This is a genomic window from Microbacterium oryzae (assembly GCF_009735645.1).
In the GTDB taxonomy this organism is placed as follows: domain Bacteria; phylum Actinomycetota; class Actinomycetes; order Actinomycetales; family Microbacteriaceae; genus Microbacterium; species Microbacterium oryzae.
In genome coordinates, this window is sequence record NZ_CP032550.1 from 2,205,790 (window position 1) to 2,229,268 (window position 23,479).

The window sequence follows — 23,479 nt, forward strand, 5'->3', positions numbered from 1 at the left end:
TTTCTGAGGGAGGGGTGATGCGCCTCAACGAGGCCGGCCCGTGAAGGCCTCGCCGCCGTCGACCGGATGGCCGAAGGAGGCAGCGAACAGCTGCGCGTTCGCGTAGCCGTCGACGTCGAGGAGCCGACGGAGTCCTGAGGTGAGGAAGCCCGCGAAGGGGCTTCCGACGAGACCGAGCGCGGCGGCCTCGTGCAGGGCGGCCGCGATCGCGGCGCCGGAGCGGATGTTCACGAGGCGCTCGCCGTGGTCGCCCCAGCGATCGAGGGCGTCAGCGAGGGGCGCCACGGCCATGAGGATCACCGGCGACCACGCGTACTCGATCTGGAGCACGAGGTCGTCCGCGTCGTCGAGGGGCGCGAGCGGCGTGAAGCCGCCCTCCTCGAGTCGGTAGATCGCGGGAGCGGCGCCGGCCATCCGCCGGGCGGCGACGATGAGGTCGATCCCGAGGCCTGCCTCCGCCTCGGCCGGCCACGCCGTCGCGTCCGCGTGCCGTCCAGCCCGCACGACCTGCGCGACCGTCCGCGCTGCGACGGGCTCCTCGCGGTAGAAGCGCACCGACTCCCGGCGATCCAGCACGTCGTCGAGGCTGTCCCCCGGCTGGGACGGCGCCGCGGTCAACGGGACGAAGGGCAGCTCCACCGGCGCCGCCCCGGTCGTCCGCGGCCGCGAGGAATGGGCACGCGGCCGGGCGGCGAGTTCCGCGGGCCCCTGGCGGGCGCTGCGCTGCAGCTCCGCGATGAGCGCGTGCTGCGGCGCGAGTCGCTGCAGCGGCGTCGCCCCTGCGGGGGTGGTGGAGGTCATCTGCGGCTCCCTTCGGGGCGGCGCGTCGTCAGCGAGACGACGGCGGTGATCGGCTCGGCATCCTGGTCGATGCCGAGGAGTGCGGCGACGGCGTCGTCATCCCACGCGGGCGCGACTTCGGTGTGCACGCCGTGAGCGGCGGCCAGCAGGCGGGCCTGAGCGAGCGCGACGCCGGCGTCGAGGTGCACGATGCGCCAGGAGAAGGCCGCGTACTTCGACGCCACGCGACCCAGTGCTCCCGTCAGCACGAGCACCGCGTCGGCAGACTCCGACACTCCCGCCAGATCGGCGGACGGGTCCGCCCAGGGCAGCAGCGCGTAGGAATCGTCTCCGCGCTGGTACCCGTACACGCCGGCGGCGAGGCCGTCCACGCGGCGCGCGAGCACATAGGCCTGCACGGAGCCGAGGTTTCCGCCGGTGGCCGCCCACCGGCGGACCTTGCCCTCGCGCGGCGTGCCCTCGTCGCGATTGCCGGCGGTCCGAGTGACGATGTCCGCCAGCATCCCCGCCGTGAGATCCGTGGCCGTCGCCGGAGCGGCGGGATCGGGAAGGCCGTCGACCTGCCGGATGGCGGCGCGCTGCGTAAGCGGAGTGGTGGGCGCGCTCGGCCACCGTTTCGACTCGCGCTGCAGGACGATGTTCGACTGCTTGTAGTGCACCTGGTGGTCCTTCGGCGAGGCGAGGGACCGCGGTGGGAACGCCGTGGACGCCTCGAACGCGTACGCGAGCGGGATCCCGTCGGGCGTCGACGAGACGGCGACGAGCCGCTCCTGCACGAGAGTGCGCAGATCCAGCCGCACGAGTGACTGCTGGGAGGGCACGGCGCCCACGCGCGAGAGCAGTGCGAGCACATCGCCCGCCACCATCGCGGCGGCGAACGCCGGCTCGTCCGTCGGCTCCGCCGTCCCCGCCTCCGCGTCGATCTGGAGAGCGAGGTCGTCGTAGTGCGGGGTGTACGACGGTTCCACGAACGGGCCGTACAGCAGCTGCTCGCCGTCGAGGCGCACCGGGTAGGCGCCGGCGCCCTCGGCAGCGGCCGCTGCAGCGGTCCGGCTCAGCAGGGGTGACGCCCCGACGAGCAGGACGAGGGCGCTGTCGACGGCGGTCGATCCCGCGTCGACCAGGTCGACGCTGCCCACTCCGCCTGCCGTGAGCTCGGCGGCGATCATCTCGGCGAAGCCCCGTGAGCGAGCGTCGGCGGCCACGACCGCACGACTGGCGCGGAGGCGCTGCATGGCCTGCGCACCGGACGCGTTCACCCGCGTGGAGTCGATCGTCCGCGCATAGAACGCGATCGCCTGCGGATCGGCGTCGCCGACCTCGGGAGCGACCGCGCCATCCTCGAGGAGCCCGCTGGCGTACAGCAGCGCGACCGTCGCGTGAGTGTCGGCGAGGGAGCGCCCGGACTCCGCCGCGAGCTCCTCCAGCCCGTGCTCGCCGTCGAGCAGGGGAATGAGACGGTCCAGGACGGCGGCCGCGGATCTCCCTCCGAGCAGCTGGCGGGTGGGGCCGCCCTCCACGATCACTCCGCCGTCCGAGGGGACGACGACGAGCCCCTCCGCGAACCGGGGCCGTGACGGGAGCCGGAACTGCGGGTCGCTGAGGGCGGCGTGGCTCATCGCGACGGCTTCGAGCACTCCGGAGTCAGACATGCGCGAGACCCTCCTCGGACACGGCGCCGAATGCGGCGGCGAGGTCGGCCCACGACGCGTCGGCCCGGGGCGCTCCGCATCGCGCACAGCCGTGCACGGGGATCAGCTCGCTGCGGTGGGTGGTGCCCTGCAGCAGGTGCAGGGCGCGCACGACGTTGCGCTCGTCATCGAGGTGCCCCGTCCTCGCCTGGCGCGCCACCTGGTCCAGCAGCGCCACGGCGGCCGAGACATGGTGGGGCAGGTATCCGAGCGGGCCGGCGGTCGCGTCCTCGTCGTAGCGTCGCCACAGCGGCTCGGCCTTAGCGATTCCGGCATCGTGCTGGCGCTGACGACCCTCGAAGCAGCGCTGGCATCCGCCGGCGGCGTCGGCCGATCCGCCTGATCCTCGCGGGACGACGGTCGGGCCGACACGCAGGCGAGGGTGCGCGAAGACGGCCTGCGTGTACGGCACGCCGGTCTCGGCCGACGAGCGGTCCACCGCCTCGAGGAGCGCGCGCGACTCCCGCCACGCCACGACGATCCTGAGGTCGGCGTGCGGCCACAGCGACGGATCCACCGCGACGCGGCCGACGGCGTCGTCGATCCGCACGACGTCCCCCTGAGATCGCAGGGAGGCCGCGAGCCGGGCGGCGACCGCCTGGGCCACGGGGCCGGCCGCGAGCAGATGCACTCTCATGTCCAAGTCCTTGTCTGTCTGTCTGTCTGTCTGTGTGTCTGCGTCTGTCCGCTCGCCGCTCAGGCGAACGGCTGCGGCAGGGGATTGATGCCGGCCTCGTCGGCCACGGGATAGCCCATCGCCCGCGGCGCCTCGTACAGGCGCGGATGAGCGAGGTAGCGCCCGGTGTGGACGAAGGAGAGCGGCATGAGCTCCGGAACGATCACCCGCACCACTCGGAATCCGGCGGCCCGCGCCTCGTCCGTCGTGATCTCGACGACGAGCACCTCGGCGCCGATGCGCTCGAGGCGGGCGACCATCTGCCGCAGCTCCTCGTCGGCGTCCCCGGTGAGCTGACTGGGGATCTCCGAGAGCCGACGGGTGCTGTCGGACCCCGTGAGGAAGTCGTAGTCGCGGATGCGCTCCGGCTCCCCCATATAGCTGGCGCCGTGGAAGACGGAGGTGAACTCGTCGATGTCATCGGGCCTGCCTCGGGACGCCTGCATGGCGATGCGCGACGACGCCGACTCGCGCATCATCTTGGCGACGGAGTCGACCGGATCGAGCGAGGTGTTGCACATGACGAGCTGGCCCAGCACCTCGTTGTCGGGAGTGACGTCCATCGAGTAGAAGGTGGGAACGCCGACGTCGGTGGTGGCGTCGAAGAAGAGCGTCTTCACGTGACTGGACCGATAGCGCTCCGTGAAGGGGGCGAGGCGCTCGTCCTCGACGTCGATCTCGAGGCGGGGCCACGGGATCCGCTGCAGCCAGGTCAGGGCGATCGAGTCGCGTTCGATGACCTCGCTCAGGCCGTTGATGACGGCCTGGGTCAGCGAGGTGTGCGTGGCGCATCCGGTCGAGATGGGCATCGTGAAGCGCTCGGCCATGGTGCGCGCGGGGATGTGCAGCCACGTCGAGACCGCCGGGACGTAGACGGCCCTGCCCCTGGTGAGCGACCAGCCGCGAACCCATCGGATCGGCGCCGCGGTGTCCACCGGTGCGTGGATGGAGCGCGGATTGCGCAGCTCCGCGTCGGAGCACTGCGGGAAGCGCCGGAGATCGACGGCCTCGTCTCCGAGCTCGTCGCTGCTCGCCCACACGAGCTGGTCCTCGGGGACGAAACAGGAGGCGTATCGCTCCACGGCCTCGGCGAGGCAGAGACGCGACGCCTTCTCGGCGTCGAGAGCGCCGCCGGCTCCGTCGATCTGACCTCGCGTGGAGGCGCCCGCCGTGGACTCGGCGACGTTCGCCGAGAGCGGGGTGAGGTCGCCGATCTGAGCGACGTAGATCGGGAAGCCCGGCTCGCCCGGATGATTCGGAAGGCGGTCGACCCCGTGCACGACCCCGTACGGACCGACGAGCTGGTCGAGGTCGGCGAGCTTGCCGAGGTCGTGCTGGGCGCCGGGAGCGGCCGTGGCGGTTCGGAGGTCCATGTGCGCTCCTTGCGAGGCGGAGGTGGGAAGCGGAAGGGGAAGGGAGGAGCTCATCGCCGCTCCCCCTGGTCCCATCGGAAGAGAGCCGTGGCGAGCAGCGCTGCCGCGATGGCGACGCCGGCCATCACCATCCAGGCGATGGGGAGGTTCGCGGCGCTCGAGTCTCCGACGAGGTCGACGGCGAGAGCGTCGGCGAGCACAGTCGTCGGCAGCCAGCCGATGACCTCTGCGACCTGCGGTGGGAAGACCTCGAGCGGGATGACCGACCCGGAGAGCATGAGCGCCACCGGGATGAGCAGCGAGACCACCGTCGTCGTCGCCTCCGCGTTGCCGGCTCGGGAGCCGATCAGGTAGCCGAGGGCGAAGAGCATGATGAGTCCGAGCAGCGCCGTGAGGATGAGACGGGGGACGGCGCCGGGGCTGAGGTACCCCAGGGCGGCCGTGACCGTCACCACGAGCGCGAGCTGGGCGATGCCGAGCAGGAACCGCGAGGGGGTCTGCGCGGCGATGAAGGTCGCGCGTCGCAGCGGCGTCGTGCCGAGCAGGCGCAGCGTGCCCTTCCCACGCAATGCGACGACGGGCACCGATGTGCCGAGCATCGCGAGCGTGAGGAAGGAGACCATGACGATCGAGGCGAGACTGCTGCGCAGCGGATCGAAGACCGCGCGTCCGTCGCTGTACGCGGTGGCGATGTCGGCCTTCGCGATGCCGGTGCCGGCCACGGCGTCGACCAGGCCGCGCCACTGCGGCTCCTCCTCGGCGTCCAGCAGCACGGTCGCCGACGAGCCCTCGACACTGACGATCGCGGTGGCTTCGTCGGTCGTCCGACCGTCCGGCAGCTCGGAGACGGTGAAGCCGGCTTCCTCGAGCTCGTTCACGACGGCTTCGCTGCCCGAGGATGCGGTGACCGCGACCACCGGCTGCGGAGACTCCGCGTCGATCGTATGAGCGAGGAACCAGAACAGGCCGAGGAAGAACAGCGGGAAGAAGAGGATGAAGAACATCGTCTTCCCGTCACGCAGGAGCTCCCGCGCGTTGGTCATGCTGAGTTCTGCGAAGGCCGCGCGCGGCTGCTTCGTGAGGAGGGCGCTCATCGGCTCGACCGTCCTTTCCGCTTCTTCCCGCGATCGCTCCGGGAGTCGTAGTCGCTCGTCTCCGCGAGCGCGAGGAAGACGTCCTCGAGCGTCTGGGCCGCGATCGTGAGATCGCGGGCGTGGAGCCCCAGGGCCGGGAGATCGACGAGGAGAGCGTCGGAATCCGACGTGACCACCGTGATCCGGTCGCCGGTGGCCGTGCTCACGGCCTCGACGGAGACGACGGATGGTCGTCGGCGCAGGTTCTCGAGGCTCGCGCCATCCGGAACCGTGAACGAGACGCTGCGCTGCTGCGAGCGCTGGCGGATGAGTTCGTCGGGCGCTCCCAGTGCGACGACCGCGCCGTCCACGACGATGGCGACCCGGTCGCACAGCACCGTCGCCTCGTCCATGTGGTGCGTCGTGATGAGGACCGTGGTGCCACGCTCGCGGAGCGAGGCGATGAGCGACCACAGGGCCTGACGCGCCGCGGGGTCGAGCCCCGCCGACGGCTCGTCGAGCACGACGACCTCCGGGTCTCCGATGATCGCGACGCCGAGAAGCAGGCGTCGGCGCTGGCCGCCCGAGAGCTTCTTCACGCGGACTCCGGCCTGCTCGTCGAGGCCGATCGAATGGGCGATCTCCTCCACGGGCCGCGGGCCGGCGTGGAACGAGGCGAACAGCCGCAGCGTCTCGGCGACGGTCAGACTCTCGAAGAGGCTCGCCTCCTGCGGCTGCACGGCGACGCGAGCGGTGAACTCCGCACGATCCGCCGACGGGTCGAGTCCGAGCACCCGGACCGTGCCCTCGGTGGGCGTGCGCAGCCCGACCAGGAGGTCGATCGTGGTGGTCTTGCCCGCTCCGTTAGGTCCCAGCAGTCCGAAGATCTCGCCGCGCGCCACCTCGAGGTCGATTCCGGCGACGGCGCGGAATCCGTCGTACGTCTTCACCAGGCCGTCCACGGCGATGACGGGTGCGCCCTCGTCGTGGGGCCTCATCGCCTGTCCGGTCTTCTCCAGCGTCTTCATGCTCCTCCTCCGTCCGTCGATCCGGTCGCGACGTCGTCGCGTCACCAGTCCCAGATCTGCGCGGCGACCCGGGCGCCGCCGACGGAGACCTCCACGCTCGCGCTACTCGTCTCGACCGGCGCTTCGGAGGTGGCCGCGAGTGCCGGCGTGCCGACGGCGACGATGCCGAAGGCGAGAGCGGCGGTGAGGAGGATGCGGGGGGACTTCGACATGACGTGCTCCTTGTGTGCGTCGATTCGTGATGTCGTCCCGGTTCCCGGCTTCCGAAGCGGTGGCGACAGGACGAGGCTCGCGGGCGACGCAGGGCGCGCACAACGTCAGCTTCCGGGCATGGCCGGAAGCTGACGTCGGCAGCGGGCACGACCGCGAGAAGCCCGGGCGGCAGGCGGGTTCAGCGCTCCTCGCACACCGTCGGCAGGTTGTGGACACGGCCCGTTCCGGCCACCCCCGATATGCCGAAAGCCGGCCCGGGGAAGATCCCCGGACCGGCTTTGTCTGCTTCAGGCTGCGTTACGCGTACGCCTTCTCCACCCGCTCGATGAGCGCGACGAAGGCGGCGAGGTAACCGGTGAGGAACTCGCGTGTGCCCTCGTTCGTGATCTCGCGGTCCTCGGAGATGAGGCCCGGCGTCGCCTGGATCATGCCCTCCGGCTGACCCATGACGATCGCGTTGAAGTGACCCATGATCGCGCGGAGGTGCTGCTGCGCCGCGGCGGTCGAGATCGGGCCGCCCGAGGCGCCGATGATGGCGACGGGCTTGCCGCTGAACGACATCTCGCCGTAGGGGCGCGTGGACCAGTCGAAGGCGTTCTTCAGCACGCCGGGGATCGAGCGGCTGTACTCGGGCGTGGCGATGAGCACGCCGTCGACATCGGCGATGGCCTGCTTGAAGTCCCGTGCGACCTGGGGGAAGTCCGCCTCGAGATCCTGCGAGTAGAACGGCAGGTCCTTGATCGGGATCTCGACGAGCTCGACGCCCTCGGGGGCCAGTCGGGTCATCGCCTCGACGAGGGCGCGGTTGATGGACGTGCTCGACAGGCTGCCGACGATGTAGCCGATCTTCGTCACGGGCTTCTCCTCAGGGGGTGGGGGGACGGACGTGTCGATACACGTCCATTCAAGTGAAAGCACGCAGGGCCATCCGCTATTCCCTCCCACGCTCTCCCCCTTGAGGCGGATGGCGCGGGTGCGGTCGTCGGGGGAATCCGTCGGGAGGCGGAGGCGGCGGGGGCGCGCGGATCAATAGCGTGGGAGCACACACCGAGAAGGAAGGCGACGCGGATGCTCAGACTGCGTGGGATCAGCAAGCGGTACGGCGAGCGGCAGGTGCTCGACGACGTCTCGTTCGACGTCGCCCCCGGGCGCCTCACTGGCTTCGTGGGAGGCAACGGCGCCGGCAAGACGACGACCATGCGCATCGTGCTCGGCCTCCTCGCCCGCGACGCCGGCGAGGTGACGCTCGGCGGCGCGCCCCTCAGCCCCGAGGAGCGCCACCACTTCGGGTACATGCCAGAGGAGCGCGGCCTCTACCCGAAGATGAAGGTGCTCGAGCACATCGTGTACCTCGCACGGCTCCACGGGTTCGACAAGGCGGACGCCACGCGGCGAGCCACCGAGCTCCTCGAGCAGCTCGGCCTCGGCGAGCGCCTCGGCGACAACATCGAGTCGCTCTCGCTCGGCAACCAGCAGCGCGCGCAGATCGCGGCCTCGCTCGTCCACGGCCCGAACGTGCTCATCCTCGACGAGCCGTTCTCGGGGCTCGACCCGCTCGCGGTCGAGGTCGTCGCGAACGTCCTGCAGCAGCGCGCGGCCGACGGCGTCGCCGTGCTCTTCTCGTCGCATCAGCTCGACGTCGTCGAGCGGCTGTGCGACGACCTCGTCATCATCGCCGACGGCACCATCCGCGCGGCGGGCGGGCGTGACGCGCTGCGCGAGCAGCACTCGTCGCACCGCTACGAGCTGGTGACGGATGGCGATGCCGGCTGGCTGCGGACGGAGCCGGGCGTGCAGGTGGTCGACTTCGAGGGCGGCTTCGCCCGCTTCGACGTCGACTCCGACACGACCGCCCAGCGCGTTCTCCGTCGCGCCGTCGAACTCGGCGCGGTCGCGAGCTTCGCCCCGCAGCACCCCTCGCTCTCGCAGATCTTCAAGGAGGTCATCCGATGAACACGCCGGCCGCGGTCCGCACCACGCACCGCACCCCCACGCTGACCACGCCGCAGAGCATCTGGCTGGTCGCCGAACGCGAGCTCGGCGCGAAGCTGCGCAGCAAGGCGTTCCTCATCTCCACGGCCATCCTCGTGATCGGCGCCCTGGCGGCCGTCATCTGGCTGGGCTTCACCGCTTCGAGTTCGGGGGCCACCCCGGTGGCGGCGACGCCCGGCGTCGTCTCGCAGCTGGAGGGCGCACCCGGCTTCGAGGTCACCGAGGTCGCCGACCGCGCGGAGGCCGAGGAGCTCGTCTCCTCGGGCGAGGTCGACGCCGCCGTCGTGTCCGACGACACCTCGCCGACCGGGGTGACGGTCGTCGCCGAGAGCGAGGCGCCGTCATCGCTCGTGGCAGCCCTCTCCGTCTCCCCCACCGTCGACCTGCTCGACCCGCAGGGCGAGAGCGAGGAGGGCATGCGCTACATCCTCGGGATCATCTTCGGCCTGGTGTTCATGATGGCCGCCATGACGTTCGGCACCCCCATCACGCAGAGCGTCATCGAGGAGAAGCAGACGCGCGTCGTCGAGATCCTCATCTCGGCCATCCCCGCTCGCGTGCTGCTGGCCGGGAAGGTGCTCGGCAACACGATCCTCGCGATCGGACAGATCCTGCTGCTCATCGCGGTCGCCGTGATCGGGATGATCGTCACCGGTCAGACGGAGTTCCTGCGCGGGCTCGGGGCGCCGATGGTGTGGTTCGCCGTCTTCTTCCTGTTCGGGTTCATCCTGCTCGCGGCGATGTTCGCCGCCGCCGGATCGCTCGTCTCGCGCCAGGAGGACTCGGGGCCGACCCTGACCCCGCTCATCTACATCACGATGATCCCGTACTTCCTCGTGATCTTCTTCGGCGACAACCCGCTGGTGATGGGCATCCTCTCGTACGTGCCCTTCTCCGCGGCCGTGGCCATGCCCATCCGCCTGTTCTTCAACGAGGCCGGATGGTGGGAGCCGCTGCTGTCGCTCGTCGTGCTGCTGGCGTCGTGCGTCGTCGTGATCATCCTCGGCGCGAAGATCTACGAGAACTCGCTGCTGCGCATGGGCGCCCGCGTGAAGCTGAAGGACGCGCTGAAGAGCTGACGGCCTGCCCGCGAGAGGCCGCCATCCCACGCGGATGGCGGCCTCTTCTCGTGGCGCCGTGTTGCGTCGCGTGGGGGAAGATCATGCGTCGGAATACACTCGGCCTGCCGGAGGTTGAAGCGTCCGACAGGGCAACGGCGCCCGACCAGATCCCCCTGAACAGAAGGAGCACCGACATGGGCGCCACCACCCTCGACCGCACCGCGGCCACCGACCACCCCGTCCTCGACGTCCTCGCGGAGCGCTGGAGCCCCCGCGCGTACGACGCCGCGGCTCCGATCGACGAGCAGAAGCTCGCGAGCGCCCTCGAGGCCGCGCGCTGGACCCCGTCGGCCAACAACACGCAGCCGTGGCGCTTCATCGTCGCGCGCCGTGGCACCGCCGAGCACGCCGCCATCGCCGAGTCGCTCGCCGGCTTCAACGCGCTGTGGGCGCCCTCGGCCGCCGTGCTCATCGTCGCCGTGGCGGAGACCGCCGCCGAGGACGGCACCCCCTACACGCACGCGGGCTACGACCTGGGTCAGGCCGTCGCGCACCTCTCGGTGCAGGCCCACCACGACGGCCTCGTCGTGCACCAGATGAGCGGCTTCGACCCCGCCGTCGTGCGCGAGCGCTTCGAGCTGCCCGAGCGCTTCGCCCCGACGACCGTCATCGCCCTCGGCGAGCTCGGCGACATCGACGCCCTCCCCGACGCGCTGCGTGAGCGCGAGCTCGCTCCCCGCGTGCGCCGCGCGGTCGCCGACTCGGTCATCGTCGACGCCTGACCCCGTCCTCGCTCGTTGAGCGAGCGAAGCGAGACGAAACGCCGCGACCAGTTCTCGAGAATCGGTCGCGGCGTTTCGTCTCCTCACTGCGCTCGTCGCTCAGCGTCCGGAGTGAGGGTCCTGCTCTTCGGGCTGCCCCTCGCTCGCGAGAGCCAGGCGGTCGCCCGTGGCCTCGACGTCGACCTTCACGAGGTCGCCGTCATGCACGCCACCCGACAGGATGGCCCGGGCCAGACGGTCCTGGATCTCCTGCTGGATGAGACGACGCAGCGGACGCGCGCCGTACACCGGGTCGTAGCCGCGCTCGGCGAGCCAGGCCCGCGCGTCGGGCGTGACGGCGAGCGTGAGGCGACGATCGCCGAGGCGCCGCTGGAGAGCGTCCACCTGGAGCTCGACGATCTGCGCGAGGTCGTCCTGGCTGAGGGCCTGGAACATCACGATGTCGTCGAGGCGGTTCACGAACTCCGGCTTGAACGCCTGGCGGACGAGCATCATGACCTGCTCCCGCTTCGCGTCCGGCGAGGTGGTCGGATCGATGAGGATGGGCGAGCCGAGGTTGGAGGTGAGGATGAGGATGACGTTCTTGAAGTCGACCGTCCGGCCCTGGCCATCCGTCAGTCGCCCGTCGTCCATGACCTGCAGCAGCACGTCGAACACCTCGGGGTGGGCCTTCTCGACCTCGTCCAGCAGAACGACGCTGTAGGGGCGCCGGCGCACGGCCTCAGTCAGCTGTCCGCCCTGCTCGTACCCGATGTACCCGGGAGGGGCTCCGACGAGGCGCGAGACGGAGTGCTTCTCGCCGTACTCCGACATGTCGATGCGGACCATGGCGTGCTCGTCGTCGAAGAGGAACTCCGCGAGCGCCTTCGCCAGCTCGGTCTTGCCGACGCCGGTGGGGCCGAGGAAGAGGAACGAGCCGGTCGGACGGTTCGGGTCGCTGATGCCCGCGCGCGAGCGGCGCACCGCGTCGGACACGGCTCCCACCGCCTCGCGCTGACCGATGAGGCGCTTGCCGAGCTCGGCCTCGAGGTGCAGGAGCTTCTCCGATTCGCCCTGCAGGAGGCGGCCGACGGGGATGCCCGTCCAGGCGGCGATGACCGACGCGATGTCGGCCTCGGTGACCTGATCCCCGACCATCCGCTCGTCGCTGTGCTCGGCCTGCTCGGCCGCGGCGAGCTCGCGCTCGAGGCCCGGGATCTCGCCGTACAGCAGGCGGGACGCGCGCTCGAGGTTGCCCTCGCGCTGGGCGCGCTCGGCCTCGCTGCGGGCGGCGTCGAGACGGGTCTTGAGGTCACCCACGCGGTTGAGCGACGCGCGCTCGGCCTCCCACTTCGCCTGGAGCTCGGCGAGATTGCCCTCCTCGTCTGCGAGCGTCTCGCGCAGCTTCGCGAGGCGCTCCTTGGAGGCCTCGTCCTTCTCCTTCTTGAGGGCGAGCTCCTCGAGCTTGAGGCGGTCGACGTAGCGGCGCAGCTCGTCGATCTCGAGCGGAGCGGAGTCGATCTCCATGCGCAGGCGCGACGCGGCCTCGTCGATCAGGTCGATGGCCTTATCGGGGAGCTGACGGCTGGGGATGTACCGGTGCGACAGCGCGGCGGCCGCGACGAGAGCGCCATCCGAGATGGCGACCTTGTGGTGGGCCTCGTAGCGCTCCTTGAGTCCGCGCAGGATGGCCACGGTGTCCTCGACGCTCGGCTCGCCCACGTAGACCTGCTGGAAGCGGCGCTCGAGAGCGGCGTCCTTCTCGATGAACTCCCGGTATTCGTTGAGCGTGGTCGCGCCGATCATGCGCAGCTCGCCGCGCGCGAGCATGGGCTTCAGCATGTTCGCCGCCGCCACGGAGCCCTCGCCGCCGCCCGCGCCCATGAGCACGTGGAGTTCGTCGATGAACGTGATGACGCGGCCCTCGGACTCGGTGATCTCCTGGAGCACGTTCTTCAGGCGCTCCTCGAACTGGCCGCGGTACATCGCGCCCGCGACGAGCGCGGAGATGTCAAGGGTGATGACGTCCTTGCCCTTGAGGCTCTCGGCGACGTCGCCTGCGACGATGCGCTGCGCGAGGCCCTCGACGACGGCGGTCTTGCCGACGCCGGGCTCGCCGATCAGCACGGGGTTGTTCTTGGTGCGTCGCGTCAGCACCTGGCTCACGCGACGGATCTCGCCATCCCGCCCGATCACGGGGTCGAGCTTGCCCTGTCGCGCACGCTCGGTGAGGTTGATGCCGAACTGCTCGAGGGCGCTCTTCTGCTCGTCTGTCGCGGGGGTGCTCATTCGGTCCTCCGAGGATCTCCTTCAAACTTGAGTAGGTCTGACTCAAGTTTAGCAGTGCGCGGATGGTCGAGGAAGAGGCGTTCTAGATCCATCCGTTGGTCTCGGCGAGCAGCACCGCCTGCTGGCGCGTCTCGACGCCGAGTTTGCCCAGCACCATGGAGATGTGATTGCGCACGGTGCCCGGAGCAAGCGACAGCGCGCGCGCCATCTGCCCCGTGGTCTCCCCCGACCGACCGACGCGCAGCACGTCGAGCTCCCGATCCGTCAGCGGGCACCGCTCGTTCGTCAGCGCATCCGCGGCGACTTCGGGGTCGATGTACCTCTCGCCGGCCGCGACGCGTCGCACCACGCGGGCGACCTCGTCCGCTCCCCGCGACTTGGGGAGGAAGCCCGCGACCCCTGCGGCGAGAGCGCGGCGCAGCACACCGGGCCGCGCGTGCCGCGTCACGACGACACACCGCGACGCGACGGCGCCCCGCAGGCGAGCGGCGACCTCGACCCCGTCCAGCTCGGGCATCTCGAGGTCGAGCACGCAGACGTCCGGCTCGAGACGCAGCGCCTCTGCCACCGCCTCCTCTCCGTCGGCGCACTCGGCCACGACATCGATGTCGTCCTCAAGGCGCAGCAGAGCGGCCAGGGCAGAGCGGATCATCGCCTCGTCATCCGCGAGCAGGACTCGGATCATCGGTTTCCCTCCGCGGGGATGAGGACGGTCAGGGCGAACACATCGCCGCCGCGGTGGACCTCGACGCTGCCCCCGACCTCGCCCGCTCGCCGTCGGATGCCCTCGAGGCCCGCGCCATCATTCCGTTCGGAGGCGTTCGCCCCGCGGTCGTTCTCGATCGTGTACCGCCAATCGTCCGCCACCCGATCGAGGGAGAGGTTCGCCCATCCGCCCCCGCCATGGCGCAGCACGTTGGTCGTCGTCTCGCGAACGATCGGACCGAGGACCCTCGCGGGAGCGCCGTGGAAAAGGGGAACGGAGTCGCTGCGGGACGCGGACCCGAGGCCCGGCGCGGGCTCGTCGTCGGGCGCGAGGCGCAGCGTGACCGCGATGCCCGCCGCTTTCAGCAGATCGCGCGCATTGGCGAGCTCGTCGCCGAGCGGCACGGCCCGGAAAGTCGCCGCGAGATCGCGCGTGCCCTGCGTCGCCTCCGCCACACTCGCCCGCGCGGCCCGGACCTGCTCGAGGGACATCTCCGGATCGCGCGGCATGAGCTTCTCCGCGAGTTCCAGCTGCAGCGCGATGACCTGAAGGTGATGTCCCTGGAGATCGTGGACGTCTGTCGCCACCCGCAGGCGCTCCTGAGTTGCCGCGAGTCGTGCCTCGGCGGTGCGTGCTCGGTCGAGCGCGACAAGCACGTCCCACCACCAGAGCGAGGTCACGGACATCGCGGGGAGGAGCACCGAGTACACCGAGGCGACCCACCCGGCGCTCTCGGCCGCGAGCTGCGGCGCGAGCAGGCGGGCGTCGACCAACCAGCAGCAGACGAGTGCGACGGTGAGCAGGGTCACCACGCGGAGCCGAATTCCGCGCGGCCAGTTCAGAAGCGCGATCGATTGCGCCACCATGACCGTTGGCCACAGTGCGCTCCCGGTCACAGCGAGCAGCACCACAGCGCATGCCGTCGCAATCAGCAGCGCCGGCAGCTGGCGCAGGGTGGTGAGGGGCGCGACCTCGGTGCGGCCGCGATAGGCAGACAGCAGCGGCAGCGTGGCCCCGACCCAGACGAGCGCTGCACCGCCCACGAGGATGAACCCGCTCGCCGACTCGGGCACCGTTCGCCAGATCACCGCCCAGACCGTCCCGAGAACGAGCTCGAAGAACAGAACCGCGGTCGCTGTGTACCACCAGGTGGCGGAGATCCCACGTGTCAGGTCGACGGCATGCCGACCACCTTCCGCCCGCGCTTCCACCGCTGTGCTGCTCACGACTCCAGGCTAGGCGCAGCCCTCCCGCACACCTGGCCCTCGGCCTTCGGAGCGCCCTGGCAAGGCCAGGTGATGTCGATCTGCTCCGACTCATCGTTCATCCTCGTCGGAACCGGAGAGGCGGGCTGCGTCTGAGGAGTCGGCGACGCTGGCTGGGTCCGCCGGGGTATCCGCCGCAGTGGCCTCGCGCTTGGCGTTATCGACGATGTGGAAGCGGACTTGTGGGAGGGGGTGGTCGACGTAGCGGCGGCCGGTGGGGCTTGTCCATTCGAGGACGCCAGGGCGGATCTGCCGCACCGTCCACGGGGTGTGGTGCTTGTCCTTGTGACACCCCGGACACAGCGCCTCGAGGTTCGAGATATGGGTGCTCCCGCCTTGGGAGTAGGGGATGGTGTGATCGAGGTCGGCGTGGATGGCGAGGTTCTCACATCCCGGGGTGCGGCACACCTCGTCCCGGGCGCGGAGGAACCGCTTCTGCGCCGGGGTTGGCGTGTACCGGTCGACAGTCTCCAACGCCCCCGTGTCGGGGTTCAGGAACAGGCGGTCCCAGCCGGGTTGATCGCTGGCGAGGTGTCTGGCGGTGGCGGGGTCGACGGGCCCGTTGCCGGTGAGGAATCCGGGCTCGTCGCTGATTCCGGCGAGGATGGTGGCAGGGACGGTGACCTGGATATTCGCCCGAATGGCGCCGAGGGCGAGGTCTTCCCCGTTCATCCGGGAATGCGCGTCGACGGTTCCGGTGAGGAGCATCTCCAACGCCATGTCGGAGGCGACCTGCGCCCGGGTGCGCTCATCCGCCCACGCCTCGGCCCGCTGCCGGTACTCGGCGACTCTCTCCAGGTCGGCGGGCTCGGACACAGCCCTCGCCAGCGAGCCGGGAGCCGAGCCTGCAGAGCCGGGGGCTGAGTCGGATCCCTCGTCCGGGCCGAAGTCGCCCAGAGCCTCCCAGGTGTGTTCGCCCGTGCTCTGCCGCCACAGCTCTTCCGCCATCCCCGCGAGCAGGTCGGACTCCTCCGGGACGTCAGGGGCTACGTCGGCCGGGTCGACGTCGGCGGGATCCGCGTCAGGGGAATCCGCTGACCACCAGGGATCCCCGGGTTCGGCGTGGAGGATCCGGTCCTCGATGGACCGCAGCCAGTCCTCCACCTCCTCCACACTCGCGACCGCCACGAAATCGACATCCTCTGCTTCGTCGTCCAGCCACGCATCTGGCGACGATCCGTCGGGAGGCCCTTCGGAAGGCCCGTCGGAAGGCCCGTCGACGATGGGACCCGAAGCAGGAGCGCCGTTTATGCCCGCCAAGGAATCCGTTCCGTCGCTCCGGCCGGCGCCCATGCCGTACCGGGTATCGGGTCGGTTCGCCGTTCCGCGGAGTCTTCCGCCGTTGCCCGTGCACGAGGCTTCGAGGAGCTCGCCGAAGAGCTTCTCGTCCTCCTCCGAGACGTTCAACCACCACCGATCCACCCCCGGGTCACCACCCTTCGGCTTGCCCGAGGACTGCGAGGGCTCCGAGGCGTCCGAGGAACCCGAGGGCTGCGACGGATTCGACGAGGTCGCGTCGTCCTCCGTTTCCGGAGAGAAAGCTTCCGCCTGCGCCTCACCGGAGCCCGCCTGCTCAGATGGCTCCCGCTCCTCACGCTCCCGTTCCGACTGCTCGGCCTCCGTGCGTCCAGCGCGCTCTTGTGCTGCTGCCGACTCGCCTTCCGACCGCTCGGGCTCGACCGGCTCGCCATCCGCTCGCTCAGTGGCGGCCCTCTCACTCTGCCCCTGCTCGGCGTGCTCGCCCTGACCCTGCTCACGCTCGGCTTGATCCCGCTCGGCTTGCTCGCGCTCGGTCTGCTCACGCTCGGCCCGCTCGCGTTCGGCTTGCTCCCATTCGCGCTGCTCCCGGTCGGCGCGCTCTTGCTCGGCGGCTTGCTCGCGCTCTCGTTGACGTTCCTGCGCGCGCACGTACCGGGTGTACGCGCGCGCCATCCGCTGCAACCGGTCGCGGACGGCGTGGATCTTCACCGCATCCCCCACCACGTGCAACTCCGCGAGGCCGTCGGGGAGGTCCTCGGACCACACCGTCCGCCGCTTCAACGCGTCCTGCTGCCGCTCCCGGAACGACCGCGGATTCAACTCCTCCGCCACCCGCACCGCGAAACCCCGCAACACCCCCGGCGACACCTCCTCCGCCACCGGAAGAAGAGCCTCCTCGAACAGGCCCAGCACCTCCTCCGGCAGGTTCCCCGACTCCCGCCGGATCACATCCGCGTGGCGGAGCGTGATCCGCCCCTCCCGGAGTGCTTCCACCGTGGTGGGGAACCGTTTCGACAGCTCATCCGCGTCCGCCATCCGCGTCTGGGTGCGGCCCTTCGACTCATGCACCGCCGCGGCGATCTCCCCCGCCATCGACCGCATCGGGAACACGTACCGCGAATCCGACTCCGCCCGCCCCATCTGCCCCCACGCGATCGAAGACGCCTCCGCGAGAGCATTGACCTCCATCGCATCCGCCACCGCCCGCAACCGACGCGCCTCCACCAACCGGTCCAGCACGTGAAGAGTCGCCGAGATCTCAGCGTCCGTGGGCTCCCACGGAACCCCCGACACCTCACCCGGCTCTGTCCCCTTCGACATACCCCCACGCTACGAACCACCACCGACATTCCCGCCAGTTATCCACAGGGCAGAAGCGCGGAGATTCAGAACGTCTCACCGGCCTCTCGTCCCGCCGCTGACTGAACCACTAAGAGGTGACACTTGTCACCCCTGGCACATGCGGATCTCACGAGAACCGGTGACAGGGGGGCACTGCCGCGCGCCGACGTCCCGCGATGGACTGAGAACACCACCAAGGCCACAGCCGAGACAGGAGCAGCTCATGACCCTCATCCACACCTTCCAGGACCTCGTCGACCAGGTGCCCGACCTCGTCCAGCCGCTCATCGTCGCCGCAGCCGGCGCCGTTCCCTTCATCGAGGGAGAGGGCGCCGTGGCCGTCGGGATCATGGGCGGCATCCACCCCGCCACCGCGGCGGTCGCCGCGATGCTCGGCAACTTCCTCTGCGTCGCGGCGCTGGTGATCCTGAGCTCGGGAGCGCGCCGCGCGATCGTCACCCGCCGCAGTGCGCGCGTCGCTGCGCGCGAACACGCCTTCGCCGGGGCGCCGACGACCGTCGCCGCCCCGCCGACCGAGACCGCGGCGCCCTCCCCGCGGCGCGTCAAGTTCCAGCGCGCGTTCGAGCGCTATGGCGTCCCCGGCGTGAGCCTGCTCGGACCGCTGCTTCTCCCCACCCACTTCACCGCGACCATGCTGGCAGCCGCCGGCATCGGCAAGGTGCGCATTCTCGCGTGGCAGGCTGTCGCCATCGCCGGATGGACGACCGTCATCGCCCTGCTCATCGCCGGAGCGGTCGCCGCGGTCGGCTGAGCCCTTCCTCAGCCCCGCAGCACCCGCTCGTAGACCGCGATCATCGCCGCCGTGCGCGACGACTGCAGAAACTCCTCGGCGACCCGAGCGGATGGCACGGGCGCGGTTCCCGACGAGATCTCGCCGGCCGCCTGCCGCAGGACCGCGGCGAGCGCGGCCATCCGCTCGGGCTCGCCGGAAGCCGACGGAACCGGCCAGATGCCGCCGTCGAACTCGCCCGCGACGTCGGGGTCGCTGATGATCGCCGGCGTGCCGAGGGTCGCGGCTTCGAAGGGGGTCATCCCCTGGGTCTCGAATCCGATCGACGTCTGCACGAGCGCGTCGGCAGAAGCGATGCGCGACAGCGTCTCCTCGTACGGGAGCCGCCCCGCGAACGTCACCCGGTCGCCGAGCCCGCGCTGCGCGACCAGCCGGCGAGCGCGCTCGAGCTCTCCCCCGCCCCCGACGATCTCGAGGTCGGCATCGACGCCCGAGGACGCGAAGGCCTCCAGCATCGGTAGAAGGCGCTTCTCGGGCGACATGCGTCCGAGCCAGATGAACCGAGGCCGCGCCGGCATCCGCTGCGCAGGAGCGGCCGCGAGCACGCGCTCGCGCACCTCGTCGTCGATCCCGTTCCACACGACATCCACCGACGGGAAGACCCCGTGCTCCTCGAGGCGCCGCGCGAAGTGGTGGGATGGCGCGGTGACGGCCGACGCCTCCCGCGCGAATCCGCGGAGGTAGTCCCACCCGGACGATCCCCCACCCGACCCCGGCAGCGCGCGGCTGCGCCAGAGGTTCAGCGCGCGCAGGACGACGTGCGGGAAGGGCGCGGTCGCCTCGATGCCGACGTCCACGCGGTTGTGCATCGTGTGGACGACGGGCACCCGCAGGCGCCGCGCGAGACGGTAGCCGAGCACTGCGCCCCAGAAGTCAGCCTGCACATGCACGAGGTCCGGCATCGGCGTCCCGGAAGCGACGCGACGGGTCAGCGCGCGGTCGATGAAGGCGTCGGTCGATCGCCCCGGCCATCCGAACGAGTACTCGCGGTCGAGAGTCACCGGAACCGACGGGATGTCGAGGTATCCGGGATCGTCGGCGTTCGGCCTCTCCCGCGACCAGCGCCTCGGCGCGACGACCGTGACGACGTGCCCCGCGCGCTCGAGGTGCTGCCGCTGCAGCCGGGCGGAGACCTGGGCGCCCCCGAGGGTCTCCAGGTGCTGGTCTCCGAAGAAGACGACGTGCACGACGCCTACGCGGGGATCGGCTCGCCGCGGTACAGCGCCTCGAAGGTGTCGAGGGTGCGCGTGATGTCGTGCGCCTCGACCATCCGCAGCGAGGCCCGCTGCATGCGCCCCCGGTCCTCGGCAGACGCCGTCAGCACCGTCGTGAGCCGCTCGGCGAGGCCGTCGACGTCACCCGGTGCGAAGAGGTAGCCGTTCTCGCCCTCGTGCACGAGGTGCGGCAGCGCGACCGCGTCGGCCGCGACGATCGGCAGCCCCGACGCCATCGCCTCCATGGTCGCAATGGACTGCAGCTCGGCGATCGAGGCGATCGCGAACACCGATGCGCGCGTGAGCGCTCCGCGCAGCACCTCGTCGGTGGTGTGCCCGTGAAAGGTGATGCGATCGCGGATGGCCAGCTCGTCCGCGAGCTTCTCCAGCGACGGCCGCTGGTCGCCATCCCCCACCAGCTCGAGGTGCACGTCGAGCGCGGGGTCGAGCTTCGCGACCGCTCGCAGGATGACGTCCACCTGCTTCTCGCTCGTGAGGCGTCCGACGAAGACGATCCGGTTCTCCGTGCGCGGCTCGAGATCGGGCGTGTACTGCGACATGTCGATGCCGCAGCTGACCGGCAGGACCCCGGCGACGTCGATCGTCTTCTCGAGGAAGTCCGCGGCCTTCTGCGTCGGCGTCGTGACCGCGGCGGTCAGCTGGAAGGTGCGACGGGCATCCGCCCATGCCAACTTCACGAAGACGCGGTTGAGCGCATCCGGCAGCCTGGTGAAGTCGAGGATGTTCTCCGGCATCACGTGGTTGGTGGCGATCACCGGGATGCCGCGCTTGCGAGCGATCCGCGCGAGCCCGCGCCCGATGACGATGTGCGACTGGATGTGCACGACGTCGGGGCGCACCTCGTCGAGCACGCGTCGCGCCCAGTGCTTCGCACGCCACGGCCAGACGAAGCGCAGCCACTCGTGCCACCAGAGCTTCACGGAGGGCAGCCGATGCATGATGAGCGGCTCGCCCTCGATGACCTCGGTGCGCGCGGGCACATGCCGCCATGCGGTGTTCGGAGCGCTGACGTGCACCTCGTGGCCTCGCTGCACGAGGCCCGCTGCCAGGCGCTCCGCGAAGCGGGCCGCGCCGTTGATGTCGGGCGAGAACGTGTCGCAGCCCAGCAGGATGGTGAGCGCGCCGGGCGCCCGTTCGATCTCGGGCTCGGTAGGGGTCACGGATGCCTCGCAGTGCAGTTCGTGGCGGCGCCATGCAGCCGGGGACGTCCTCTCGAGCCTATGCCACCACCTGGGAGGAGCCCGAGAGGCGTGCCGCCTGCTCATGCCGGTCAGCCCCGGTCGGCCCCGGGCTCAGCCCGACTCGACCCCGTTCAGCCCTGCTCGGTCCACCAGGCGCGCAGGCGCCGCGCGGCCTCCTCGGGGCCCAGGGCGCCCTCGTCGAGCCGCAGGTCGAGGAGGAAGCGATAGGCCTTACCGACGAGTGGGCCGGGAGCGATGTCGAGGATCTGCTGGATCTCGTTGCCGTCGAGATCCGGGCGGATGGCGTCGAGCTCCTCCTGCTCGCGGAGCGTCGCGATGCGCGCCTCGATGTCGTCGTACGCGCCGGCGAGACGCGCGGCCTTGCGGCGGTTGCGTGTGGTGACGTCGGCGCGCGTGAGGATGTGGAGCCGGTCGAGCTCCTCCCCCGCGTCGCGCACGTAGCGCCGCACGGCCGAGTCGGTCCAGGCGCCCTCCGCGTAGCCGAAGAAGCGCAGGTGCAGCTCGATGAGCTTCGTCACCGACCCGATCGTGTCGCCGTCGTAACGCAGCGCCTGGAGCCGCTTTCTCGCCATCCGCGCCCCCACGAGATCGTGGTGGTGGAACGAGACCGCACCACCCGGCTCCAGCTTGCGCGTGCGCGGCTTGCCGATGTCGTGCAGGAGAGCTGCCAGTCGCAGGGGCACGTCAAGCTCGGCATCCGGATGGCGGAGCTTCTCATGCTCGATGGCCTGCGCGAGCACGGTGAGGGAGTGCTCGTACACGTCCTTGTGGTGGTGATGCTCGTCGACCTCGAGCCGCAGGGCGGGGATCTCGGGCAGGAACTGCTCGATGAGCTGCGTCTCGACGAGCGCGCGGAGACCCCGCACCGGGTCGTCGGTCTGCAGGAGCCGCGTGAGCTCGGCCTGGATGCGCTCGGGGCTGACGATCGTGAGCGTCTCGCGGAGGTCGCCGATCGCCTGCAGCGTGCCGGGCTCGATGTCGAACTCGAGCTGCGAGGAGAAGCGCGCGGCCCGCAGCATGCGCAGCGGATCGTCGCCGAAGCTCACGCGCGGCTCGATGGGCGTGCGCAGGACACCGGCCACGAGGTCCTCGACGCCGCCCGTGGGGTCGACGAGCGTGACCGCGGGCACCCGCAGGGCCATCGCGTTGACGGTGAAATCGCGTCGGGTGAGGTCGGCCTCGAGCGTGTCGCCGAACTCCACGGTCGGCTTCCGGGTCTCCCCGTCGTAGCTGTCGGCGCGGTAGGTCGTGATCTCGACCTGCTCGCCCCTGACGCGCGCGCCGATCGTGCCGAACGCGCGTCCGATGTCCCACTGCGCCGACGAGATGGGCGTGACGATGCGCAGGATGTCGTCCGGTCGCGCGTCGGTGGTGAAGTCGAGGTCGTGCGTGCGGCGCCCGAGCAGCGCGTCGCGCACGGGCCCGCCGACCACGGCGAGGTCGAATCCGGCGTCGGCGAACGCCTGCGCGAGCGATGCGACGACGGGCGATGCCGCGAGGTCGCCCAGGCGCGCGAGACCGGCGGCCATGTTGAGCATGGCTTCCAGGGTATCCGGTGCGCTCAGGCCGGAGCGAGGAAGCCGTCGAGCACGAGCTCGGCCCGGCCGGAGACGAACGCCGCCGGCCGAACCCGCGCTCGCGTCAGCTCTGGTGGGGAACGACCACCGCACGTCCGGACAGCTGCCCGGACTCCAGCTTGCGGTAGGCCTCGAGCGCCTCATCGAGCGAGTAGCGCTCGACGTCGGGACGGATCTGCCCCTTGCGGTACATGGCCACGACCTCGTGCAGCTCCTCGATGGTGCCCCAGTAGGTGTTGGTGATCGTCGACTCGTACGGGGTGGCGAAGAACGACCACTCCGTCACGCCGCCTGCGATGCCGACGACCGTGAGCCGCCCCATCTGGGCCATCGAGGCCTGCGCGGTCTTGATGGTCGGCGTCGCTCCGACGAAGTCGAAGGCGGCGTCCACTCCGCGGCCGCCAGTGATCTCGCGGATGCGCTCGACCTGACCCTCGCCGCCGGCCACCGTGATCGCGCCGTTCGCCTCCGCACGCCGCATGGCGTCTTCCTTCATGTCGGTCGCGATCACCGTCGCGCCGGTGAGCGCGGTGAGGATCTGCACCGCGATCTGCCCGAGGCCCCCGAGGCCGATCACGAGGGCGAATCGACCGCCCCCGGAGAGGTTGGGGAGGGAGTTCTTGATGGCGTGGTACGGGGTGAGAGCGGCGTCGCTGAGCGGCGCAGCGTCGACCGGGTCCGCATCGCCGAGGGGCACGAGGTTGCGCGCGGGCACGACGACGTACTCGGCCATCCCGCCATCGCGCCCAATCCCCGTCGCGAGGTACGGCATGGTCGCTGCGTTCTCGCAATACGTGTCCTGGCCGCGCGAGCACGCCTTGCAGTGGCCACAGCCGATCGGACCGTACACGAGGTGCGCCTCGCCCTGCGCGAAGCCTTCGACGCCGGGGCCGACCTCCTCGACCCATCCCGACACCTCGTGCCCGAGGACGAAGGGAGGGTTCTGCGCGCCCGGGGCGCCCTCGTCGAACTCGTTGTAGATGGCGACGTCGGAGTGGCACGCGCCGGAGCCGGCCACCTTCAGCAGCACCTCACCGGCGCCGGGCACCGGCTTCTCGACCTCCGTGAGCGAAGGGAATGTGTGGAACTTCTCGAAGACGACTGCTCGCATACCGAAAGGCTAC

The 23,479-nt window shown here is 70.7% G+C and carries 20 protein-coding genes; 4 read left to right on the top strand and 16 right to left on the bottom strand.

Annotation, left to right across the window (positions count from 1 at the left end):
* Positions 1 to 24: 24 nt before the first annotated feature.
* The 8 genes from D7D94_RS10365 to D7D94_RS10400 form a co-directional block, all read right to left on the bottom strand.
* On the bottom strand, positions 25 to 801 hold the full coding sequence (locus D7D94_RS10365) for a nitroreductase family protein (RefSeq protein ID WP_156242529.1): 777 nt from the start codon (positions 799 to 801) through the stop codon (positions 25 to 27).
* The gene (locus D7D94_RS10370) at positions 798 to 2,453 is read right to left on the bottom strand and encodes a nitroreductase family protein (protein ID WP_156242530.1); all 1,656 of its coding nucleotides are present in this window, start codon (positions 2,451 to 2,453) and stop codon (positions 798 to 800) included. Before D7D94_RS10370 ends, D7D94_RS10365 begins: the two co-directional genes overlap by 4 nt.
* Positions 2,446 to 3,129, bottom strand: a complete 684-nt coding sequence (locus tag D7D94_RS10375) for a hypothetical protein (protein ID WP_156242531.1) — start codon at positions 3,127 to 3,129, stop codon at positions 2,446 to 2,448. The genes D7D94_RS10370 and D7D94_RS10375 overlap by 8 nt, the downstream gene beginning before the upstream one ends.
* A gap of 59 nt (positions 3,130 to 3,188) precedes the next feature.
* Positions 3,189 to 4,541 (bottom strand): YcaO-like family protein, encoded by a 1,353-nt coding sequence (locus D7D94_RS10380; RefSeq protein ID WP_156242532.1) that lies wholly within the window; start codon positions 4,539 to 4,541, stop codon positions 3,189 to 3,191.
* A 50-nt stretch (positions 4,542 to 4,591) separates the two neighbouring features.
* Entirely contained in the window at positions 4,592 to 5,635 is a 1,044-nt protein-coding gene (locus tag D7D94_RS10385; RefSeq protein ID WP_156242533.1) for an ABC transporter permease, read from the bottom strand.
* Complete coding sequence (locus tag D7D94_RS10390) at positions 5,632 to 6,642, bottom strand: ABC transporter ATP-binding protein (protein WP_156242534.1); 1,011 nt, start codon at positions 6,640 to 6,642, stop codon at positions 5,632 to 5,634. Before D7D94_RS10390 ends, D7D94_RS10385 begins: the two co-directional genes overlap by 4 nt.
* Positions 6,643 to 6,683: 41 nt before the next feature.
* Positions 6,684 to 6,854 carry a hypothetical protein gene (locus D7D94_RS10395; protein ID WP_156242535.1) on the bottom strand — a complete coding sequence of 57 codons (171 nt, stop codon included), beginning with the start codon at positions 6,852 to 6,854 and terminating at the stop codon, positions 6,684 to 6,686.
* A gap of 298 nt (positions 6,855 to 7,152) precedes the next feature.
* Positions 7,153 to 7,710: an NADPH-dependent FMN reductase gene (locus D7D94_RS10400; protein WP_156242536.1), complete on the bottom strand. Its 558-nt coding sequence runs from the start codon at positions 7,708 to 7,710 to the stop codon at positions 7,153 to 7,155.
* Positions 7,711 to 7,923: 213 nt separating this feature from the next.
* Between D7D94_RS10400 and D7D94_RS10405 the strand changes: the two genes are divergently transcribed.
* The 3 genes from D7D94_RS10405 (at position 7,924) to D7D94_RS10415 (ending at position 10,690) form a co-directional block, all read left to right on the top strand.
* A complete protein-coding gene (locus tag D7D94_RS10405; protein WP_156242537.1) occupies positions 7,924 to 8,808 on the top strand; it encodes an ABC transporter ATP-binding protein in 885 nt (294 codons plus the stop codon).
* Positions 8,805 to 9,926, top strand: coding sequence for an ABC transporter permease (locus D7D94_RS10410; protein ID WP_156242538.1), 1,122 nt, complete (start codon positions 8,805 to 8,807; stop codon positions 9,924 to 9,926). The genes D7D94_RS10405 and D7D94_RS10410 overlap by 4 nt, the downstream gene beginning before the upstream one ends.
* A 176-nt stretch (positions 9,927 to 10,102) precedes the next feature.
* Positions 10,103 to 10,690 carry a nitroreductase family protein gene (locus D7D94_RS10415; protein WP_156242539.1) on the top strand — a complete coding sequence of 196 codons (588 nt, stop codon included), beginning with the start codon at positions 10,103 to 10,105 and terminating at the stop codon, positions 10,688 to 10,690.
* A 99-nt stretch (positions 10,691 to 10,789) separates the two neighbouring features.
* On the opposite strand, the gene D7D94_RS10420 is transcribed toward D7D94_RS10415, so the two are convergent.
* From D7D94_RS10420 to D7D94_RS10435, 4 genes are all read right to left on the bottom strand, one after another.
* On the bottom strand, positions 10,790 to 12,958 hold the full coding sequence (locus D7D94_RS10420; RefSeq protein WP_156242540.1) for an ATP-dependent Clp protease ATP-binding subunit: 2,169 nt from the start codon (positions 12,956 to 12,958) through the stop codon (positions 10,790 to 10,792).
* An 82-nt stretch (positions 12,959 to 13,040) separates the two neighbouring features.
* Entirely contained in the window at positions 13,041 to 13,643 is a 603-nt protein-coding gene (locus D7D94_RS10425; protein ID WP_156242541.1) for a response regulator transcription factor, read from the bottom strand.
* Positions 13,640 to 14,890: a sensor histidine kinase gene (locus D7D94_RS10430; RefSeq protein ID WP_246171769.1), complete on the bottom strand. Its 1,251-nt coding sequence runs from the start codon at positions 14,888 to 14,890 to the stop codon at positions 13,640 to 13,642. Before D7D94_RS10430 ends, D7D94_RS10425 begins: the two co-directional genes overlap by 4 nt.
* 90 nt (positions 14,891 to 14,980) lie before the next feature.
* The gene (locus D7D94_RS10435) at positions 14,981 to 17,509 is read right to left on the bottom strand and encodes a DUF222 domain-containing protein (RefSeq protein WP_156242542.1); all 2,529 of its coding nucleotides are present in this window, start codon (positions 17,507 to 17,509) and stop codon (positions 14,981 to 14,983) included.
* A 244-nt stretch (positions 17,510 to 17,753) separates the two neighbouring features.
* On the opposite strand from D7D94_RS10435, the gene D7D94_RS10440 reads away from it, so the two are divergent.
* Complete coding sequence (locus tag D7D94_RS10440) at positions 17,754 to 18,302, top strand: small multidrug efflux protein (protein WP_156242543.1); 549 nt, start codon at positions 17,754 to 17,756, stop codon at positions 18,300 to 18,302.
* 8 nt (positions 18,303 to 18,310) lie between these two features.
* Here the strand turns inward: D7D94_RS10440 and D7D94_RS10445 are convergent, their stop codons facing one another.
* From D7D94_RS10445 to D7D94_RS10460, 4 genes are all read right to left on the bottom strand, one after another.
* Entirely contained in the window at positions 18,311 to 19,528 is a 1,218-nt protein-coding gene (locus D7D94_RS10445) for a glycosyltransferase (protein WP_156242544.1), read from the bottom strand.
* A 5-nt stretch (positions 19,529 to 19,533) separates the two neighbouring features.
* A complete protein-coding gene (locus tag D7D94_RS10450; protein WP_246171770.1) occupies positions 19,534 to 20,736 on the bottom strand; it encodes a glycosyltransferase in 1,203 nt (400 codons plus the stop codon).
* Between the two features lie 152 nt (positions 20,737 to 20,888).
* Positions 20,889 to 22,316: a CCA tRNA nucleotidyltransferase gene (locus D7D94_RS10455; protein ID WP_156242546.1), complete on the bottom strand. Its 1,428-nt coding sequence runs from the start codon at positions 22,314 to 22,316 to the stop codon at positions 20,889 to 20,891.
* A gap of 103 nt (positions 22,317 to 22,419) precedes the next feature.
* On the bottom strand, positions 22,420 to 23,466 hold the full coding sequence (locus D7D94_RS10460; RefSeq protein WP_156242547.1) for an NAD(P)-dependent alcohol dehydrogenase: 1,047 nt from the start codon (positions 23,464 to 23,466) through the stop codon (positions 22,420 to 22,422).
* Positions 23,467 to 23,479: the final 13 nt, after the last annotated feature.

Bases quoted from the DNA above. Each gene is read 5' to 3' on its own strand.
- D7D94_RS10365 (WP_156242529.1), bottom strand. From the start codon at position 801: ATGACCTCCACCACCCCCGCAGGGGCGACGCCGCTGCAGCGACTCGCG.
- D7D94_RS10370 (WP_156242530.1), bottom strand. From the start codon at position 2,453: ATGTCTGACTCCGGAGTGCTCGAAGCCGTCGCGATGAGCCACGCCGCC.
- D7D94_RS10375 (WP_156242531.1), bottom strand. From the start codon at position 3,129: ATGAGAGTGCATCTGCTCGCGGCCGGCCCCGTGGCCCAGGCGGTCGCC.
- D7D94_RS10380 (WP_156242532.1), bottom strand. From the start codon at position 4,541: ATGGACCTCCGAACCGCCACGGCCGCTCCCGGCGCCCAGCACGACCTC.
- D7D94_RS10385 (WP_156242533.1), bottom strand. From the start codon at position 5,635: ATGAGCGCCCTCCTCACGAAGCAGCCGCGCGCGGCCTTCGCAGAACTC.
- D7D94_RS10390 (WP_156242534.1), bottom strand. From the start codon at position 6,642: ATGAAGACGCTGGAGAAGACCGGACAGGCGATGAGGCCCCACGACGAG.
- D7D94_RS10395 (WP_156242535.1), bottom strand. From the start codon at position 6,854: ATGTCGAAGTCCCCCCGCATCCTCCTCACCGCCGCTCTCGCCTTCGGC.
- D7D94_RS10405 (WP_156242537.1), top strand. From the start codon at position 7,924: ATGCTCAGACTGCGTGGGATCAGCAAGCGGTACGGCGAGCGGCAGGTG.
- D7D94_RS10410 (WP_156242538.1), top strand. From the start codon at position 8,805: ATGAACACGCCGGCCGCGGTCCGCACCACGCACCGCACCCCCACGCTG.
- D7D94_RS10415 (WP_156242539.1), top strand. From the start codon at position 10,103: ATGGGCGCCACCACCCTCGACCGCACCGCGGCCACCGACCACCCCGTC.
- D7D94_RS10420 (WP_156242540.1), bottom strand. From the start codon at position 12,958: ATGAGCACCCCCGCGACAGACGAGCAGAAGAGCGCCCTCGAGCAGTTC.
- D7D94_RS10425 (WP_156242541.1), bottom strand. From the start codon at position 13,643: ATGATCCGAGTCCTGCTCGCGGATGACGAGGCGATGATCCGCTCTGCC.
- D7D94_RS10435 (WP_156242542.1), bottom strand. From the start codon at position 17,509: ATGTCGAAGGGGACAGAGCCGGGTGAGGTGTCGGGGGTTCCGTGGGAG.
- D7D94_RS10440 (WP_156242543.1), top strand. From the start codon at position 17,754: ATGACCCTCATCCACACCTTCCAGGACCTCGTCGACCAGGTGCCCGAC.
- D7D94_RS10455 (WP_156242546.1), bottom strand. From the start codon at position 22,316: ATGCTCAACATGGCCGCCGGTCTCGCGCGCCTGGGCGACCTCGCGGCA.
- D7D94_RS10460 (WP_156242547.1), bottom strand. From the start codon at position 23,466: ATGCGAGCAGTCGTCTTCGAGAAGTTCCACACATTCCCTTCGCTCACG.